Below are 14,840 nucleotides of genomic sequence, written 5' to 3'. Positions count from 1 at the left end.
AACGTACGCTGTGCTCCGGTTTCCGGAAATCCTTGTCATCTGGCCATTATGCGTTTGACTGGCAATACCCCCAAGGCCTGTCTCTCTCAGTCATCCAGGGAACTGGTGCGGTCGAGAGGACTCGAACCTCCACGGGTTGCCCCACAGCGACCTCAACGCTGCGCGTCTACCAGTTCCGCCACGACCGCACATGTCCATGGTGGCGCGGGACCTGAACAGGCCCGCAGGTCACGGGGAGATAGCAGAAGCCCGGGGACCGTTCAAGGGGGAGCTTTGTTCTTGCACAGGACAGGTCCGGACTGGCAGATTGCCCCCTTCTGCGAATGGTTGATGGAAAGCCAGTCATGAATGCCCCTGCTGTTGCTGCCCGGCCCGTGAAGGCGCCGGTCCTGGTTGCGGATATCGGCGCGACCAACGCACGATTCGCCCTTATCAATGGTGCAGGGCCTGAACAGGCCAGGGTTCTGCAGTGCGCGGATTTTCCCTCTCTGGAAGCGGCCATACGGGCCTATCTGGGTGGGGTTTCCCTGTCGGCGCCCCTGAAGTCCGCGGCCTTTGCCGTAGCTTCGCCCATCATGGGGGACAGGGTATCCCTCATGAACAACCACTGGGCCTTTTCCATTGAGGAAATCCGGAAGGCTTTCGGCTTTGAGCAGTTCAGGATCCTGAATGATTTTACGGCCCTGGCCCTGAGCATTCCCCTTCTGACAGAGCGGGACCGCCGGCGCATCGGACCTGAAGGAACCGTGGTGGACAAGGCCCCCATAGCCGTCGTTGGCCCTGGCACGGGGCTGGGCGTTTCCGGTCTTGTGTGGACTGGCGCATCCTGGACGGCCCTGATGACGGAAGGGGGCCATGTGACCATGGCGGCTCTCAATGACCGGGAAGCCGATGTGTTGCGTGTCCTGCGGGGCCAGTTTGACCATGTTTCGGCGGAACGCGTGATCTCGGGCATGGGGCTGCAGAACCTGTACAGGGCTTTGTGCACCCTGGCGGGGCAACCTGTGGCGGATCTGACACCATCGAAAATCGCTGCTGCGGGCGTCAGTGGTGAATGCACAATCTGTCGCGAAGCCGTAAACATGTTCTGCGCCATGCTGGGGACTGTGGCAGGTGATCTGGCCATGACCCTGGGGGCGCTGGGCGGCCTGTATATCGCCGGCGGAATCATTCCCCGGATGGGCGACTACTTTGACCGGACCGATTTCCGCAAGCGCTTTGAGGCCAAGGGCCGGATGGGGGCCTATCTTGCCGCCGTTCCCACCTGGCTGATCACGCACGAACTGCCGGCGTTCATAGGTCTCCAGTCGGTTCTTGCGGAATAGAGAACCGTTTTTCAGAAATCTGACGTTTTTCATCTCTGGAAGCGTTTACGGTCTTCTTCAGTGTGGAAAACGTCTCGAGCAGGGCTTCTGAAAAAAGCCTGAAAGAATTCTGCCTGTCCTGTGTCGTGTCCATCGCTGTTCCCTTGTCCCGGGCAGGAAAATCCTGTGTCCTGAATGTGCAGAACCCTGCCAGCCGGTTTTACTTTCGGCAAGGCAGGAACAGGCTTCGGCCAGGTTCCGGGGTTTTGCCGGGTGGGAAAAAGGACGGGCAGGGAGAGTTTTCGCTCTCCCTGCCGCCTGCATTCTACAGGGATGCCTTGGTGTTTTTCAGGGTGATGTAGAGTTTGTGTTCCACGGCCAGGGGGTCGAAGTCCAGCCCCTTGTACCATGGGGGCTGGTACAGGCCGCCGTCCCGGGCCACGGCGCGGAACACGCTGTGGAACGACCGTCTCCAGGCCAGTTCCGATCCCAGGGCGTACGAGGCGCCCATCCCCTTTTCAAAGGCTTCCAGGGCTTTTTCCAGATCCTCGCCGGTTTTGCCGGCCAGTTTCCAGGGGCGTGTCATGGTGCTGCGGAAGGCGCGGCCTTCCTCGACCAGATACAGGCCTTCTGCCGTGGGGCCGTGCGAGATCACATGGAAAACCAGGGCCGACAGGAACAGTCCCAGAAGGGCGCATGTGGTCATTGTTCCTGCAAGGCCGCCCAGCCAGAACACCAGACCCCCGGCTGCAGCCAGCAGGGCCACAAGGGCCAGGCTGTTGCGGGTGCCCGACAGGGCGTCCTTCAGGCCGGTCATGCGGGCTGTGTGGATGGTTTCTGCCAGGGCATTGCCACAGGTGACGAAAACCATGCCAAACGCTGCCAGAATAGCGGCCATCCGGTAGGGGGCGGGATTGATGGGCATCGACATGTGCAGGGTCAGGGCGGCCCCGATCACGGCCATGATAACGGCGCCGACGAAGAAGCCGCGGCTGTTCCTCCAGAACCTTGGGCCCATATAGTCCCGCAGGATCCATTCCGCATCCCGGCAGGCCGATTCCACGGCGCCGCGATGATACCTGTCCAGTCTGACCTCGGTCCGGCTTCCCATGTGGAACAGGCCTTCGTCCAGGGCTGTTTCCTCGGGCGTCAGGTTTGTGAGGTAGTCCGCCCCCGAGTTCCTGCGCAGGATAACACCATCCTGGTCATCAACGATGGTCAGATGGCCCTTTGCAGCCATGCTCAGGAGGGCCGAGACAAGGCCACGCTTGTCCAGAGAGCGTCTGACAAACACCCGCAGGGCTGCAGGCGACAGGCCATGCAGCGAGACAGCGTTACCCATGGCTCCGGCCCGTTTTGCCCGCTTTTCCATAACAACGGCGCCCAGCAGCATGAAGAGGGTCAATGCCAGGTACGCCAGCGCCATTGTGGCGCCGGCAGGATTGGTGAAATACCAGCCGGCGGCAAGGTCTTTCAGGTTCGGTGCCAGAACCGTGCCTTCCGGCCATGTGGCGACCAGCGACAGGGCGGCACCCCGTTCCAGGGGACGGTTCAGGGTGAGGACAGCCCGGTTTCCGGTCATTTTTTCCAGCATCACGTCCTTTTCGGCAACAGCCTTGCCGTTGATGGCTGCTGACCACGAGGTCTGGGTCGAACCTTCAGGGGTGATGATCCTGATCCGGACATGCTCAACGCTGACAGGCCAAATGCCCAGGACCGAGCCCAGGCTGATCCTGTCGCTGGTTCCCGATGTATTGACCTGTTCGCTGATGGTATAGCGCAGTTTATAGGTGCTGATTCCCTCACGGGTTGACAGTTCTGCGGGGCGGCCGACCTCGATCCGGGCGGCCCGTCCGTCTTCCGACAGGGTAACGCGGGTCAGCTGGTCATTCTGTGTGGCTGACAGCAGGTTCAGGCGGGCCTTTCCGCCCAGCGCCGAGTCCAGGTCCACATAGCGGACAACACCATCGCCCATACGGCGGTTATCGGCTTCGACCTCGATCACCTCGGTTACGGTGAGCGACCGGTCAGGCTCGGCCTGGATCCAGATATCGTGGGACGCAATGCGCTCGGCAGCCATGGCGGGAAGGGCCACTGCAATGGCGCTGAGGGTGGCGAGAGCTGCAAGCCGCATATTCAGGTTCGCTTTCATGTCCGGCTCCATCCTTGGGGGTTTCTGCCACGGGCCCTCTTGTTTTCCGGGGTCCTTACAGACAGGAATGCCAGACAATTCCTAAGAGATAGTAAATATTGCCGGAGATGGTCAAAAAACAGCTTCCACAGGGCAGGGTACGCCCAGCGCCAGGCTTGCGGTTTTCAGGGTATTGAGCAGCAGGCAGGCAATGGTCATGGGACCCACGCCGCCGGGGACAGGGGTAATGGCGGCCGCCACGCCCTGCGCCCCTTCAAAATCAACGTCTCCCACGAGTCGCGTTTTGCCATCCGCACCGGGAATCCGGTTGATGCCTACGTCAATCACCACGACTCCGGGTTTCAGCCATTCCCCCCGGATCAGGCCGGGCTTTCCCGCCGCGGCCACCAGGATATCCGCCTGGCGCACTTCCGCAGCCAGATCAGCTGTTTTTGCATGGGCTACTGTGACCGTGCAGTCCGCCGCCAGCAGGAGCGAGGACATGGGGCGGCCGACGATCATCGAGCGGCCCACCACAAGGGCTTTTTTGCCCGCAAGGCCGGTCATGGCATGGCGCAGAAGCATCATGCAGCCCATGGGTGTACAGGGAGTGGGGGAGGGTAGTCCCTGCACGAGTCGCCCCATGTTGACAGGGTGAATGCCGTCCACGTCCTTTGCCGGGTCAATCGCCTGGATCACTGTTCTGGTGTCCAGCCCGGCGGGCAGGGGCAGCTGGACCAGGATCCCGTGGGCGCGGGGATCGGTGTTCAGCCTGGCGATCAGGTCCAGCAGGGCCTGCTGGGCTGTATCTGCCGGCAGGCGGTATTCCAGCGACTCCATGCCCGCGGCCCGGCAGGCCCTGTCCTTGCGCCGGACATAGACCTGGCTGGCCGGATCGTCACCCGCCAGGATAAAGGCCAGTCCCGGCACCACGCCTGTGCGGGCTTTCAGGGTGGCCACACCCGCCGCGATGCGGGTGCGCAGGTCGCGGGCCATGGCCTTGCCGTCGATGATGCGGGTTTCGGTCATGGTTCTCCCGGAGCTTTCAGGCTCAATAAAGGACCATCGGCCAGTACATGATAATGATCCGCTGCAGGAAAATGATGGCCAGGGCCAAGATGATGGGGGACAGATCCATGCCGGCCACAGGGGGAATGATCCGCCGGATGGGCCGCAGCAGGGGCTCTGTCAGGCGCTCGAGGACCAGCAGGATCCGGCGTATGGCCGGATGGCGGGTATTGATGACGCTGAACGCCACCAGCCAGCTGGCGACAACACTGGCGATCAGGATCCACAGGTAAATCTGCAGGATCTTCAGGACCAGCCAGAAGGCTGCGGACAGGAGAGGGGTCATGGACACGGGCCTCGGGAAGGGGTGGGAGCGTTCAGCAACGGGAGCCAGAATGCCACATCCGGGAGTGCGGTTCCATGAGGGAAAGACAGTTTTTCAGCGAAGGCTGCTGTCCCCGTCAGCCGGCAACAGGCCGGGCTCCGGCTGCGGGAGATGCAGCACCCTGTCCAGGTCCATGAACAGGAGCGGACCGGATAATGCTTTTTCCATGTGGTGCAAGGGCTTCTTCCAGATTTCTGATCCCCCCGGGAGCTGAAATGACCAGTTCAAACCATTCTCCAGCACATTCAGTTACCTCAAGGGTAGGCCAGTCTTTGTCCTGTTTGATTCCCAGAGGCCTCAAGGCCTCCAGAACACTTGCCATTTTGTCTGCGTCAACATGGGCCCAGCAATGTTCACGGGGCACACGGCTTGCCCTGGTTTCCAGATGCCAGATAATTTCGGCCAGGACGGACGTATCCTGTTTCGGCGCGGAACCAGAGGCATCCATAAGCGCCAGAGTTTGCGAATGTGCCTGATCCACTTTTCCATCCCCATTGTGGTCAGCCATTTCAGTTCCCCCTTGTTGGAGCGTCAGACAGCCTCGGCGCCCGAGATGATCTCGATCAGTTCCCTGGTGATATAGGCCTGGCGTGAGCGGTTATAGGTCAGCGTCAGCCTGCGGATCATGTCGCCGGCGTTGCGGGTGGCGTTGTCCATGGCCGTCATGCGGGCGCCCTGTTCGCTGGCGGCGCTTTCCAGAAGGGCGCTGTAGACCTGGACGGCCAGATTGCGCGGCAGAAGATCCGCCAGGATGCGGGATTCATCGGGTTCGAACTCATAGCCTGCGGTCGCACCGGCCTGTGTGGCCGGGACAGGGGCCGGCACAACTTGCTGCAGCGTCACCACCTGGCTGATGGCGGACCTGAACTTGTTGTAGACCAGCGTGGCTACATCGAATTCGCCGTTTCCGAACATCTCCAGGATCCGGGTGGTGATCCTGTCCGCATCATCAAAGGACAGGCGTTTACGGCCCACATCCTCGAACGAGGCAACGATCAGTCCCGGGTACTGGCGGCGCAGAAGGTCGCGGCCCTTGCGCCCCACGCACAGCAGCTTCACGGTTTTGCCACGGGCCACCAGATCGTTGATCTTGCGGCGGATTTCCCGCACCACGCTGCCGTTGAAGGCCCCGCACAGGCCCCTGTCCGACGTCAGGACCACCAGCAGGTGCACCTGGTCCCGGCCCGTTCCGGCCAGAAGGGGGGGGATTTCTTCCCCGGCCATGCCTGCGGACAGGGAGGCCAGCATGCGGGCCATCCGGTCAGCGTACGGGCGTCCGGCCTCGGCCTGTTCCTGGGCGCGGCGCAGCTTGCTGGCCGCCACCATTTTCATGGCGGATGTGATCTTCTGGGTCGATTTGACCGATGTGATCCTGTTTTTCAGGTCGCGCAGGCTGGGCATGGGTAATGTCCGGACCCTGTTCTGGTGCAAAACTGCTGAAGCCTGTAACACACCGTCCGGCCCTTTTCAAACACAAGGTGTTTTAACACAGGATTCAGGGAAAATTGCAGCCGACCCTTGAAAGCTGCGAAGGATAAGACTACATGTCTGGCTCTCACCTTGTCTGGTGCTGGAATTTCTGATTACATCGTCAACCGGAGATCAATTTATGAAACTTCGTCCCCTGCACGACCGCGTTATGGTTGAACGCCTTGAGGAAGAAACAAAAACTGCCGGCGGGATCATCATCCCCGATACGGCCAAGGAAAAGCCCATGCAGGGTCGCATCGTGGCGGCCGGCGGTGGAAACCGCGACGAACAGGGCAGGGTGCACGCCCTGGATGTCAAGGCGGGCGATATCGTGCTGTTCGGAAAATGGTCAGGAACCGAAGTCAAGATTGATGGCAAGGAATACCTGATCATGAAGGAATCCGACATCATGGGCATCATTGAAGGCGGCAAGGGCAAGTAACCCGGTCCTGTCTGTACATAATCAAACCTGAAGGAAGAACATACCATGCCAACAAAAGAACTGAGCTTCGGGCAGGGCGCCCGTGACCACATGCTGCGCGGCGCAAAGATCCTGGCCGACGCAGTGGCTGTAACCCTGGGGCCCAAGGGCCGCAATGTGGTGATCGAAAAGTCCTTTGGCTCCCCCCGCATCACCAAGGACGGGGTGACAGTGGCCAAGGAAATCAGCCTGAAGAACAAATTCGAGAATCTGGGCGCACAGATGATCAAGGATGTGGCGTCCAAGACCAATGATCTTGCCGGGGACGGTACAACGACCTCTACCGTTCTGGCCTATGCCATTTTCAGGGAAGGCACGAGGGCTGTGGCGGCGGGCATGAATCCCATGGACCTGAAGCGTGGCATCGACAAGGCTGTTGAGGCTGTGGTCGAGCACGTCAAGGGACAGTCCAAAAAGATTTCTGACAAAAAGGAAATCGCGCAGGTTGGCACCATCTCGGCCAATGGTGAGACGGAAATCGGCGACATGATTGCCAAGGCCATGGACAAGGTCGGCAAGGAAGGTGTCATCACGGTTGAGGAAGCCAAGTCCCTGGAGACCGAGCTGGACGTGGTCGAGGGGATGCAGTTTGACCGCGGCTATCTCAGCCCGTATTTCGTGACCAACGCGGAAAAGATGACAGTTGAGCTGGACAGCCCCTATATCCTGCTGCACGAAAAGAAGCTCTCCGGCCTGCAGCCCCTGCTGCCGGTTCTGGAGTCCGTGGTTCAGTCTGGCCGTCCGCTGCTGATCGTATCCGAGGATGTGGAAGGTGAAGCGCTGGCCACCCTGGTGGTCAACAAGCTGCGCGGTGGCCTGAAGGTCGCTGCGGTGAAAGCGCCTGGCTTCGGCGATCGCCGCAAGTCCATGCTGGAAGACATGGCCATCCTGACGGGTGGACAGGTCATTTCCGAAGACCTGGGCATCAAGCTGGAGAATGTGAATATCTCCATGCTGGGCACGGCCAAGAGAGTGTCCATCAACAAGGACAACACCACGATTGTGGACGGCGGCGGCAAGAAAAAGGACATCGAGGCCCGCTGCAACCAGATCCGCCAGCAGGTCGAGGAAACCACCTCGGACTACGACCGGGAAAAGCTGCAGGAGCGTCTGGCCAAGCTGGCCGGCGGCGTTGCGGTTATCCGCGTTGGCGGTGCGACAGAAGTGGAAGTGAAGGAGCGCAAGGATCGCGTTGATGACGCGATGCATGCAACCCGCGCTGCGGTCGAGGAAGGCATCGTGGCCGGTGGCGGCGTAGCCCTGCTGCGCGCCATCAAGGCTCTGGACAAGCTCAAGACCCCCAACGACGACGAGCGGGTGGGTGTCGATATCATCCGCCGTGCCCTCCAGTCTCCGGTTCGCCAGATCGCCGAGAATGCCGGCGTTGACGGTTCCGTGGTCGTTGGCAAGCTTCTGGACAATGATGACACGGTCTATGGCTATAACGCCCAGAGCGGCGAGTATGGCGACATGCTCAAATTCGGCGTCATCGACCCGACCAAGGTCGTGCGCGTGGCCCTGCAGGATGCGGCGTCAGTCGCAGGCCTGATGATCACGACCGAAACCCTGGTGGTGGACGAGCCCGAGAAAAAGGCTCCTCCCGCCGGTGGCGGCGGTGGTATGGGCGGCATGGGCGATATGGACTTCTGATCGCCAGCTGTTCAGGTGTGACAAAAGAAACCGCGGGGCGCAAACCCCGCGGTTTTTTGTTGGGTTTTACCTCTCCCCTTGAGGGAGAGGTCGACACACTGAAGCGAAGCGAAAGTGGGTCGGGTGAGGGGTACGGACGAAGAGTCTTTCTTGCGACCCCTCACCCGCTCAGGCCTTGGCCCTCGCGACCTCTCCCTCAAGGGGAGAGGTAATTATACTCCGCCCAGGCCTGTGGCCAGGCTGGGAATATCCAAGGCGCGGAAGCCATAGTGCTTCAGCCAGCGGATGTCGCTTTCAAAAAAGGTGCGCAGGTCCGGGATGCCGTATTTCAGCATGGCGATGCGTTCGATGCCCATACCGAAGGCAAAACCCTGGTACCGGGTGGAGTCAATGCCGCAGCTTTCCAGCACCTTGGGGTGGATCATCCCGCAACCGAGGATTTCCAGCCAGTCGCCGTAGTTACCTAGCTTCAGTTCACCCCCCTTGCGGGAGCAGCCGATATCCACTTCGGCCGAAGGTTCGGTGAAGGGGAAGAAACTGGGCCGGAAGCGCAGGGGAAGATCGGGAACTCCGAAAAAAGTCCGGCAGAATTCGATCAGGCATCCCTTCAGGTGGCCCATGTGCGTCGCCTCATCCACCACAAACCCCTCTACCTGGTGGAACATGGGGGTATGGGTCATGTCGCTGTCAGAGCGGTAGGTTCGTCCGGGAACGATAATCCGCAGAGGTGGCTTCTGCGACATCATGGTCCGGATCTGGACAGGTGATGTATGGGTGCGCAGGACACGCGTCTGGCCGTCCGGTCCTGGAGGCATGTAGAAGGTGTCATGCATGCGCCGCGCCGGGTGCCACTCAGGCATGTTCAGGGCGGTGAAGTTGTTGAAATCCGTCTCCACGTCCGGGCCTTCCGCGACGGAAAAACCCATGTCGGCGAAGATGGCGATCAGCTCCTCGATGGTCTGGCTGATGGGGTGGATGGAACCCCGGTCAGACGGGCGTACAGGCAGGGTCACGTCAATACGCTCGGCCTCCAGCCGCTGGTTCAGGGCCTGGGCCTCCAGCACAGTCTTGCGGCTTTCCAGAAGGGCCGAGATTTCCTCCTTCACGGTGTTCAGGGCTGCGCCGCGGACCTTGCGTTCCTCGGCTGACAGGGTGCCCAGCTCCTTCATCAGATCCGTGATGCGGCCCCTTTTGCCAAGCACACCCACGCGGATTTCCTCCAGCGCGGCGGGATCAGAGGCGGCATTGATGGAATGGGCTGTCTCCTTCCGGAGAGCCTCGAGCATATTGGTCATGGCGTTACCTGTGTTCCGTATTTCTGTTTCAGGGTGTCGGCGTCCAGCGGGATGTTGCGGACTACCTTGCCCCGGGGGCCGAGAGAGGGGAGGTCGTGGCCATCCACAGACAGGGCGATGCCGCCCGCATTGCCTGTGGTCAGGACCGCGCGGGGCATTTCCGGCACCGGGCGGATTTCCCCGACTTTCATGATGCCCGAGAACAGCTGTCTTCCGGCGGTGTCGCGGATCTCAATCCAGCTGTCCACCTGGGCACGAATCATGACACGGGAGGTGTGGGCCGGTGGTGGTTCCTGGAGAGTGGCAGGAAGCGGGGAAAGGAGTGCAGGGTCACCGGTGGGGATTGCCGGAGTGTCGGCAACAGCGGTTTCGGTGGAGGGGGCAGGCTGGGCCACCTGTTCTGTTTCTGTACCGGGAGGCGAGGGGACAAATTCGGCCAGTTCCCGGTCTCCGTCAGACAGCGCGTACCACAGGACGCAGACAAGGACCAGGACGGCGGCGGCCACGGTCATGGTCCTGCTGCCAGGGGCTGTGGACTCGGGATCCGGCTGGGGCAGGTGCAGGTCCAGCTGGCGGGCGGCGGCAGAAGCCTCGTCCTGAAATTTTTTGACCAGCGACACGCCGTCCAGGCGCAGGAAAGCGGCATAGGCCCGCAGAAAGCCCGAGGCATAGGCCAGTCCGGGCAGGGCCTTGAAGTTGCCCTTTTCCAGCGCCTCCAGATAGGACAGGCGGATGCGCAGCTCCGAGGCTACATGCTCGAGGGAAAGGCCCATTTTCCGCCGCTGGTTCTGAAGCAGGGCCCCTACGGCAGAGGCGGTGCTTTCAGAAAGGTTTTCCGCTGCGGAAATCACCGCGCCGGGCGTTTTTCCCGGTGCTGGGGGGGAGGGGCGATAAGGATCAGGCATGGATCGTACTTTTCCCTGTTCCGGTAGCAGGGTGTTCTTCTCATCCTATTATGTCAGCGCCAAGGCGGCAACCCCCCTCCATAACCCCGACCGGGACGGGTGATTGCTGTGTCGTTGCGGTACTCAAATCCTCACGTACTCCGTGTACGCTCCGGTTTTGCGTTCCTCTCTCCTGGCACTCCCCTCGTCCCGGCGTGTTCTGCAGGGGGTTGTACTTCTTATCGGCTCTCTCCGGAATCAATTACAGCTGGCCCTTCCGGCCTGATTTCCAGAATGGACCAGTCCCGGCGGGTGCGCCCGTCGGGCAGGAACCGGACAGTTCCGTCCACGCCCCTGAAGCCCTCAGCCTTTTCCAGATCTCCGGCTTCAGCGGCAACCAGGACGGCATCGTGGGACAGGCTGGCCAGGCGCAGCGGCGTTTTTCCAAAGGTGCTGCGGAACTGTTCCGCAAAAGCCTTCCAGCCATTGGGGTGCGGTGCTGTAAACCATGCTCCCCTCAGGGCGCCTTCCTGCCACAGGGAGGGGTTGTCCCACTGGCTGTTGCCCATGAACCGGACTTTCCGGGTGTCTACCCCGTAATACGTCAGAAAGCTGGCCAGCTGCCGCAGGGTATCGCCGCTGGCAGCCATCAGGACGGAATCAAAGGATTGTCTTTCCGAAGCGAGTCGCTTTGTCAGGGCCTGTATGCCCGGAGAATCCGCCGGAAAGCGCTCGGTCCTGATGCCCGGCTGGTCCGCAAGGCTGTGGGCGATCATCTGCCCGTAGGGACTGTCTGGGACAAGGGCAATGGTCCGGGTATATCCGCGCTGGCGGGCAAAGGACAGCATCCGCACAACCTGGTCGTCCAGGGAAAAGCCCATGATGTGGACGTTGCCGCCCGCAACGGCGGGATCGTTGGAAAAGGCCAGGACAGGGATTCCGTTGCGGGACGTTGCACCGGCCACAGCAGGGACGGAGGAGGACAGCAGCGGGCCTGCGATGACCCGGGCTCCATCGCTGACCAGCCGGGAAGCTTCCTCGCGCGCCTGGTCCGGCGTTGCACAGCAGTTGCGGGGCAGCAGTTCGATGCCTGATGCTGCAGGAGAAGACAGGGCCAGCTGGGCTCCCTCAAGCAGCATCTGTCCGGTCGCCCTGTACTTTCCGCTGAGCGGGACCAGGAGGCCTACCTTCATTTTTCCGTCTGTGCCTGTGCCAGCTCCCTGTTGCCGTGGGCCCTTTCCCGGCAGTATGGTGGTGGGAGTACAGGCCGCCATGGCCAGAATCCCGAGAACACCCAATGCGGCAGACAGGCCCCGGACGGAAAACAGCATTGCCAACTCCTTCTTCACAGACCGAAGAACCTACTGTCCCGAAGGGCAGGAGTAAAGCGGATCCCGGCCTGTCGCTGGTATCTACGCCTGTTGGGAATGCCGGAGATATTACCCTGCGCGCCCTGGATGTCCTGCGCACGGCGGATGTGATCGCCTGCGAGGATACCCGGGTGACGGGAAGCCTGATGGCCCGCTATGGCATTGCCACATCCCTGGTATCATACCACGAGCACAATGCAGACAGGGTGGGACCGCAGCTGCTGGAGCGGATGAAAGCCGGCCAGGCGGCGGCCCTGGTGTCCGACGCGGGAACGCCCTTGGTGTCGGATCCGGGGTACAGGCTGGTCCAGACGTGCATTGCGGAGCAGGTTCCCATAACAGCTATTCCGGGAGCCAGCGCGCCGCTGACCGCCCTGATCCTGTCGGGTCTTCCGCCAGAGCGGTTCCTGTTCGCAGGATTTCTGCCCCCGAAAACCTCTGCCCGGCAGTCGGTGCTGTCAGAGCTGGCGGCTGTTCCGGCTACCCTGGTTTTTTTCGAGACGGTGCCGCGTCTGGCGGACAGCCTGCGCGACATGGCGTCTGTCCTTGGAAACCGGCCAGCGGCCGTGGCCCGCGAACTCACCAAGCTGTTCGAGGAAGTCCGGCGGGGATCCCTGGAGGATCTGGCCGGACATTATGAGTCCAGCGGCCCCCCGAAAGGCGAGATTGTTGTGGTGGTCGGACCGCCCCTGAAGGACATGGCTGCGCCCTTGCCCGAGGAGATCGACCGGGCCCTGGAAGAAGCGCTGGCCGGGTCAGGGGTGCGGGATGCTGCGGCGCAGGTGGCCCTGGCGCTCGGTCTGCCCCGCCGGCAGGTCTATGAGCGGGCCCTGGTCCTGGGGAGGAAAAAAACATGAGCCTGCCGCTGGAGAATCGCCGGATCAGGGGGCATAAATCGTGGGAACGTGGCCATGTGTCAGAGACCCTGTGCCGCTGGGCGCTCCGTCTGAAGGGATGGCGTATCCTGGCCAGCCGCTGGCGTACTCCCCTTGGGGAGATTGACCTGGTGGCCCGCAGGGGGAACATCCTGGTGATGGTGGAAGTCAAGGCCCGGCCTTCCCGCGTCATGGCGCTGGAGGCCATTCACCCGGTCCAGCAGCAGCGCCTGGCCCGCGCGGCACAGGTTTTTCTGGCGGCCCATCCCCATCTGGCTGACCTGCCTGTGCGCTTTGACGCCATGCTGGTTGTGCCGCGCCGCTGGCCCTGTCATGTGCCGGATGCCTGGCACGCAAGGGAATAGAGGCCGGCTCTTTTCGGGTAATCCTTTGTAAGGAAATCATGCGTCTGATGCCACACTTGCGCCTGATTTTCGGCCCAGACTATGATTTGTGTACAGGTTCGCCGGAAGCTGTGTCCTGTTTTTCCGGCCCGTATGCCGGACTTCAGCGATCCCAAACCCAACCAGGAGATACCAATGACCGGAAAAAGCAGAAAAGCAGCTGTTGCAGCCCTTCTTGTCCTGTCGCTTGCAGCGGCGGGTTGCCAGAATATGGGTACCAAACAGACGGTAGGTACAGGCCTTGGCGCAGTAGCCGGCGGTCTTCTGGGCTCCCAGATTGGTGGAGGATCCGGCCGTCTCTGGGCTACTGGCGCCGGCGTTCTTCTGGGCGCCCTGGTTGGCAGCGGGATCGGCGAATCCCTGGACAATGCAGACATGGCTGCAATGAACAGCGCCCAGTCACAGGCCTATACCGCCCCTGTCGGACAGCAGATTTCGTGGAGCAATCCGCAAAGCGGCAACTATGGTACCTATACACCGGTCCGTGAAGGTTATGACCGCCCCACTGGCGCCTATTGCCGTGAGTATCAGCAGACCATCAATGTGGGCGGAAGGACGGAGAGGGGCTATGGCACGGCCTGTCGCCAGCCTGACGGAACCTGGCAGGTTGTGAACTGATTTTGCAGGGTCTGCCCCTTGTTCCGTGGGGGACAAGGGGCAGGGTTTCAGGGCCTCGCTGCAGGTGCATACCTAACCTCGCGCGGAATTTTTACCGGAACAATGGAAATAGCCTGGCCTGTGGTCAGGGTTCCTGCCCGACAAAGTGCATCCAGCGCATCGCGCCATTCCTTTTCCGCTATGGCAAGGATTTCCACAAGCCGGAACTGGTCCACGCCTGTCATGCCAGCCAGAAGGCCTGTGGTTTTCAGAAAACTGGCATCATCAGGCAAAAGCTGGCCCTGAGCCTGGCTTCTGACAGGGCAGTTCAGCTCTCCCGATATTCCCGGTCCTTCCGGGGACAAACATATAAAAACAGCCTGACTGGCATGCGACTGTTTCGTCTTTCGTCCGGTGTCGTCCTGAAACATGACGCCCAGGATTCGCCCATCCTGGGTCCGCAGGATGCGATCACAGCGGGTGTGGGGCAGGTCCTGAATATAGGAATCCAGAAATGTCTGAAGCGGTGTCATGGCTGTCAGGTGCCTGGTATGCGGTCCATGGAAACCCTTATGGGTACGTTTGTCCATGCAGTAACATATCAGCTGAAATTACTTTCAGCGAAAGGCAAATCGTTGTGCATCTGCTCAGGCCTGTTCCAGGACCTTTTTCTGCAGTTCCGCCAGGCGGGCGATGCCACCGCGGGCCAGGTCCATCAGGGCCTGGAACTGGTCGTGGCTGAAGGGGCGCTCCTCGGCCGTTCCCTGCACCTCGATCAGGCCGCCGTTGCCGGTCATGACAAAGTTGGCGTCCGCCTGGGCTTTTGAGTCCTCGGCATAGTCCAGATCCAGCACCGGGGTGCCTTCGTACAGGCCACAGGAGATGGCCGCCACCTGGTCCAGCAGGGGGATCTCCTTCAGGATGCCTTTTGAAACCAGTGTCCGGAATGCCAGGCACAGGGCCATATAGCCGCCGGTGATGGAGGC

The 14,840-nt window shown here is 61.2% G+C and carries 16 protein-coding genes and 1 tRNA gene; 6 read left to right on the top strand and 11 right to left on the bottom strand.

Going from position 1 to position 14,840, the window contains the following annotated elements; all coding sequences use genetic code 11:
• Window positions 1–103: 103 nt before the first annotated feature.
• Window positions 104–188: transfer RNA gene (locus M3O22_04900), tRNA-Leu, on the bottom strand.
• Between the two features lie 156 nt (window positions 189–344).
• Between M3O22_04900 and M3O22_04895 the strand changes: the two genes are divergently transcribed.
• Window positions 345–1,325, top strand: a complete 981-nt coding sequence (locus M3O22_04895; protein MDP9196094.1) for a glucokinase — start codon at window positions 345–347, stop codon at window positions 1,323–1,325.
• Between the two features lie 304 nt (window positions 1,326–1,629).
• Here the strand turns inward: M3O22_04895 and M3O22_04890 are convergent, their stop codons facing one another.
• The 5 genes from M3O22_04890 to M3O22_04870 form a co-directional block, all read right to left on the bottom strand.
• Window positions 1,630–3,456 (bottom strand): DUF2207 domain-containing protein, encoded by a 1,827-nt coding sequence (locus tag M3O22_04890; protein ID MDP9196093.1) that lies wholly within the window; start codon window positions 3,454–3,456, stop codon window positions 1,630–1,632.
• A gap of 111 nt (window positions 3,457–3,567) precedes the next feature.
• Window positions 3,568–4,464 carry a bifunctional methylenetetrahydrofolate dehydrogenase/methenyltetrahydrofolate cyclohydrolase FolD gene (gene folD, locus M3O22_04885; GenBank protein MDP9196092.1) on the bottom strand — a complete coding sequence of 299 codons (897 nt, stop codon included), beginning with the start codon at window positions 4,462–4,464 and terminating at the stop codon, window positions 3,568–3,570.
• A 22-nt stretch (window positions 4,465–4,486) separates the two neighbouring features.
• A complete protein-coding gene (locus M3O22_04880; GenBank protein ID MDP9196091.1) occupies window positions 4,487–4,789 on the bottom strand; it encodes a YggT family protein in 303 nt (100 codons plus the stop codon).
• 115 nt (window positions 4,790–4,904) lie between these two features.
• Window positions 4,905–5,336, bottom strand: coding sequence for a hypothetical protein (locus M3O22_04875; GenBank protein MDP9196090.1), 432 nt, complete (start codon window positions 5,334–5,336; stop codon window positions 4,905–4,907).
• A gap of 23 nt (window positions 5,337–5,359) precedes the next feature.
• The gene (locus M3O22_04870) at window positions 5,360–6,229 is read right to left on the bottom strand and encodes a F0F1 ATP synthase subunit gamma (GenBank protein MDP9196089.1); all 870 of its coding nucleotides are present in this window, start codon (window positions 6,227–6,229) and stop codon (window positions 5,360–5,362) included.
• A gap of 208 nt (window positions 6,230–6,437) precedes the next feature.
• Between M3O22_04870 and groES the strand changes: the two genes are divergently transcribed.
• Window positions 6,438–6,740: a co-chaperone GroES gene (groES, locus tag M3O22_04865; GenBank protein ID MDP9196088.1), complete on the top strand. Its 303-nt coding sequence runs from the start codon at window positions 6,438–6,440 to the stop codon at window positions 6,738–6,740.
• A 45-nt stretch (window positions 6,741–6,785) separates the two neighbouring features.
• A complete protein-coding gene (gene groL / locus M3O22_04860; GenBank protein MDP9196087.1) occupies window positions 6,786–8,429 on the top strand; it encodes a chaperonin GroEL in 1,644 nt (547 codons plus the stop codon).
• Window positions 8,430–8,641: 212 nt separating this feature from the next.
• Here the strand turns inward: groL and pheS are convergent, their stop codons facing one another.
• The 3 genes from pheS to M3O22_04845 all read right to left on the bottom strand — a co-directional run bounded on the left by pheS (window position 8,642) and on the right by M3O22_04845 (window position 11,939).
• Complete coding sequence (gene pheS / locus M3O22_04855; protein ID MDP9196086.1) at window positions 8,642–9,724, bottom strand: phenylalanine--tRNA ligase subunit alpha; 1,083 nt, start codon at window positions 9,722–9,724, stop codon at window positions 8,642–8,644.
• The gene (locus M3O22_04850) at window positions 9,721–10,629 is read right to left on the bottom strand and encodes a DUF4115 domain-containing protein (GenBank protein ID MDP9196085.1); all 909 of its coding nucleotides are present in this window, start codon (window positions 10,627–10,629) and stop codon (window positions 9,721–9,723) included. Before M3O22_04850 ends, pheS begins: the two co-directional genes overlap by 4 nt.
• Window positions 10,630–10,847: 218 nt before the next feature.
• Window positions 10,848–11,939 (bottom strand): penicillin-binding protein activator, encoded by a 1,092-nt coding sequence (locus M3O22_04845; protein ID MDP9196084.1) that lies wholly within the window; start codon window positions 11,937–11,939, stop codon window positions 10,848–10,850.
• On the opposite strand from M3O22_04845, the gene rsmI reads away from it, so the two are divergent.
• The 3 genes from rsmI to M3O22_04830 all read left to right on the top strand — a co-directional run bounded on the left by rsmI (window position 11,939) and on the right by M3O22_04830 (window position 13,875).
• Complete coding sequence (gene rsmI / locus M3O22_04840) at window positions 11,939–12,835, top strand: 16S rRNA (cytidine(1402)-2'-O)-methyltransferase (GenBank protein MDP9196083.1); 897 nt, start codon at window positions 11,939–11,941, stop codon at window positions 12,833–12,835. The two genes, M3O22_04845 and rsmI, sit on opposite strands and share 1 nt — an antisense overlap.
• Window positions 12,832–13,218: a YraN family protein gene (locus tag M3O22_04835; protein ID MDP9196082.1), complete on the top strand. Its 387-nt coding sequence runs from the start codon at window positions 12,832–12,834 to the stop codon at window positions 13,216–13,218. Before rsmI ends, M3O22_04835 begins: the two co-directional genes overlap by 4 nt.
• 174 nt (window positions 13,219–13,392) lie before the next feature.
• Window positions 13,393–13,875 (top strand): RT0821/Lpp0805 family surface protein, encoded by a 483-nt coding sequence (locus M3O22_04830; GenBank protein MDP9196081.1) that lies wholly within the window; start codon window positions 13,393–13,395, stop codon window positions 13,873–13,875.
• Window positions 13,876–13,922: 47 nt separating this feature from the next.
• Here M3O22_04830 and M3O22_04825 read toward each other — a convergent pair whose 3' ends face one another.
• Both M3O22_04825 and M3O22_04820 read right to left on the bottom strand, forming a co-directional pair.
• Window positions 13,923–14,387 (bottom strand): hypothetical protein, encoded by a 465-nt coding sequence (locus tag M3O22_04825; protein MDP9196080.1) that lies wholly within the window; start codon window positions 14,385–14,387, stop codon window positions 13,923–13,925.
• 114 nt (window positions 14,388–14,501) lie between these two features.
• A partial coding sequence (locus M3O22_04820; protein MDP9196079.1) for a ribonuclease PH occupies window positions 14,502–14,840 on the bottom strand: 339 nt, incomplete at its 5' end.

This window comes from Pseudomonadota bacterium (genome assembly GCA_030775045.1).
Lineage (GTDB): Bacteria > Pseudomonadota > Alphaproteobacteria > JALYJY01 > JALYJY01 > JALYJY01.
Note: the sequence above shows the minus strand (reverse complement) of the source record. Positions and strands in the feature narration are given on the sequence as shown.

Coding starts and splice junctions, on each gene's coding strand:
- M3O22_04845 (MDP9196084.1), bottom strand. CDS start 11,939: ATGCTGTTTTCCGTCCGGGGCCTGTCTGCCGCATTGGGTGTTCTCGGG.
- pheS (MDP9196086.1), bottom strand. CDS start 9,724: ATGACCAATATGCTCGAGGCTCTCCGGAAGGAGACAGCCCATTCCATC.
- M3O22_04895 (MDP9196094.1), top strand. CDS start 345: ATGAATGCCCCTGCTGTTGCTGCCCGGCCCGTGAAGGCGCCGGTCCTG.
- M3O22_04825 (MDP9196080.1), bottom strand. CDS start 14,387: ATGACACCGCTTCAGACATTTCTGGATTCCTATATTCAGGACCTGCCC.
- M3O22_04875 (MDP9196090.1), bottom strand. CDS start 5,336: ATGGCTGACCACAATGGGGATGGAAAAGTGGATCAGGCACATTCGCAA.
- groES (MDP9196088.1), top strand. CDS start 6,438: ATGAAACTTCGTCCCCTGCACGACCGCGTTATGGTTGAACGCCTTGAG.
- M3O22_04850 (MDP9196085.1), bottom strand. CDS start 10,629: ATGCCTGATCCTTATCGCCCCTCCCCCCCAGCACCGGGAAAAACGCCC.
- M3O22_04870 (MDP9196089.1), bottom strand. CDS start 6,229: ATGCCCAGCCTGCGCGACCTGAAAAACAGGATCACATCGGTCAAATCG.
- M3O22_04880 (MDP9196091.1), bottom strand. CDS start 4,789: ATGACCCCTCTCCTGTCCGCAGCCTTCTGGCTGGTCCTGAAGATCCTG.
- M3O22_04890 (MDP9196093.1), bottom strand. CDS start 3,456: ATGAAAGCGAACCTGAATATGCGGCTTGCAGCTCTCGCCACCCTCAGC.
- folD (MDP9196092.1), bottom strand. CDS start 4,464: ATGACCGAAACCCGCATCATCGACGGCAAGGCCATGGCCCGCGACCTG.
- groL (MDP9196087.1), top strand. CDS start 6,786: ATGCCAACAAAAGAACTGAGCTTCGGGCAGGGCGCCCGTGACCACATG.
- M3O22_04830 (MDP9196081.1), top strand. CDS start 13,393: ATGACCGGAAAAAGCAGAAAAGCAGCTGTTGCAGCCCTTCTTGTCCTG.
- M3O22_04835 (MDP9196082.1), top strand. CDS start 12,832: ATGAGCCTGCCGCTGGAGAATCGCCGGATCAGGGGGCATAAATCGTGG.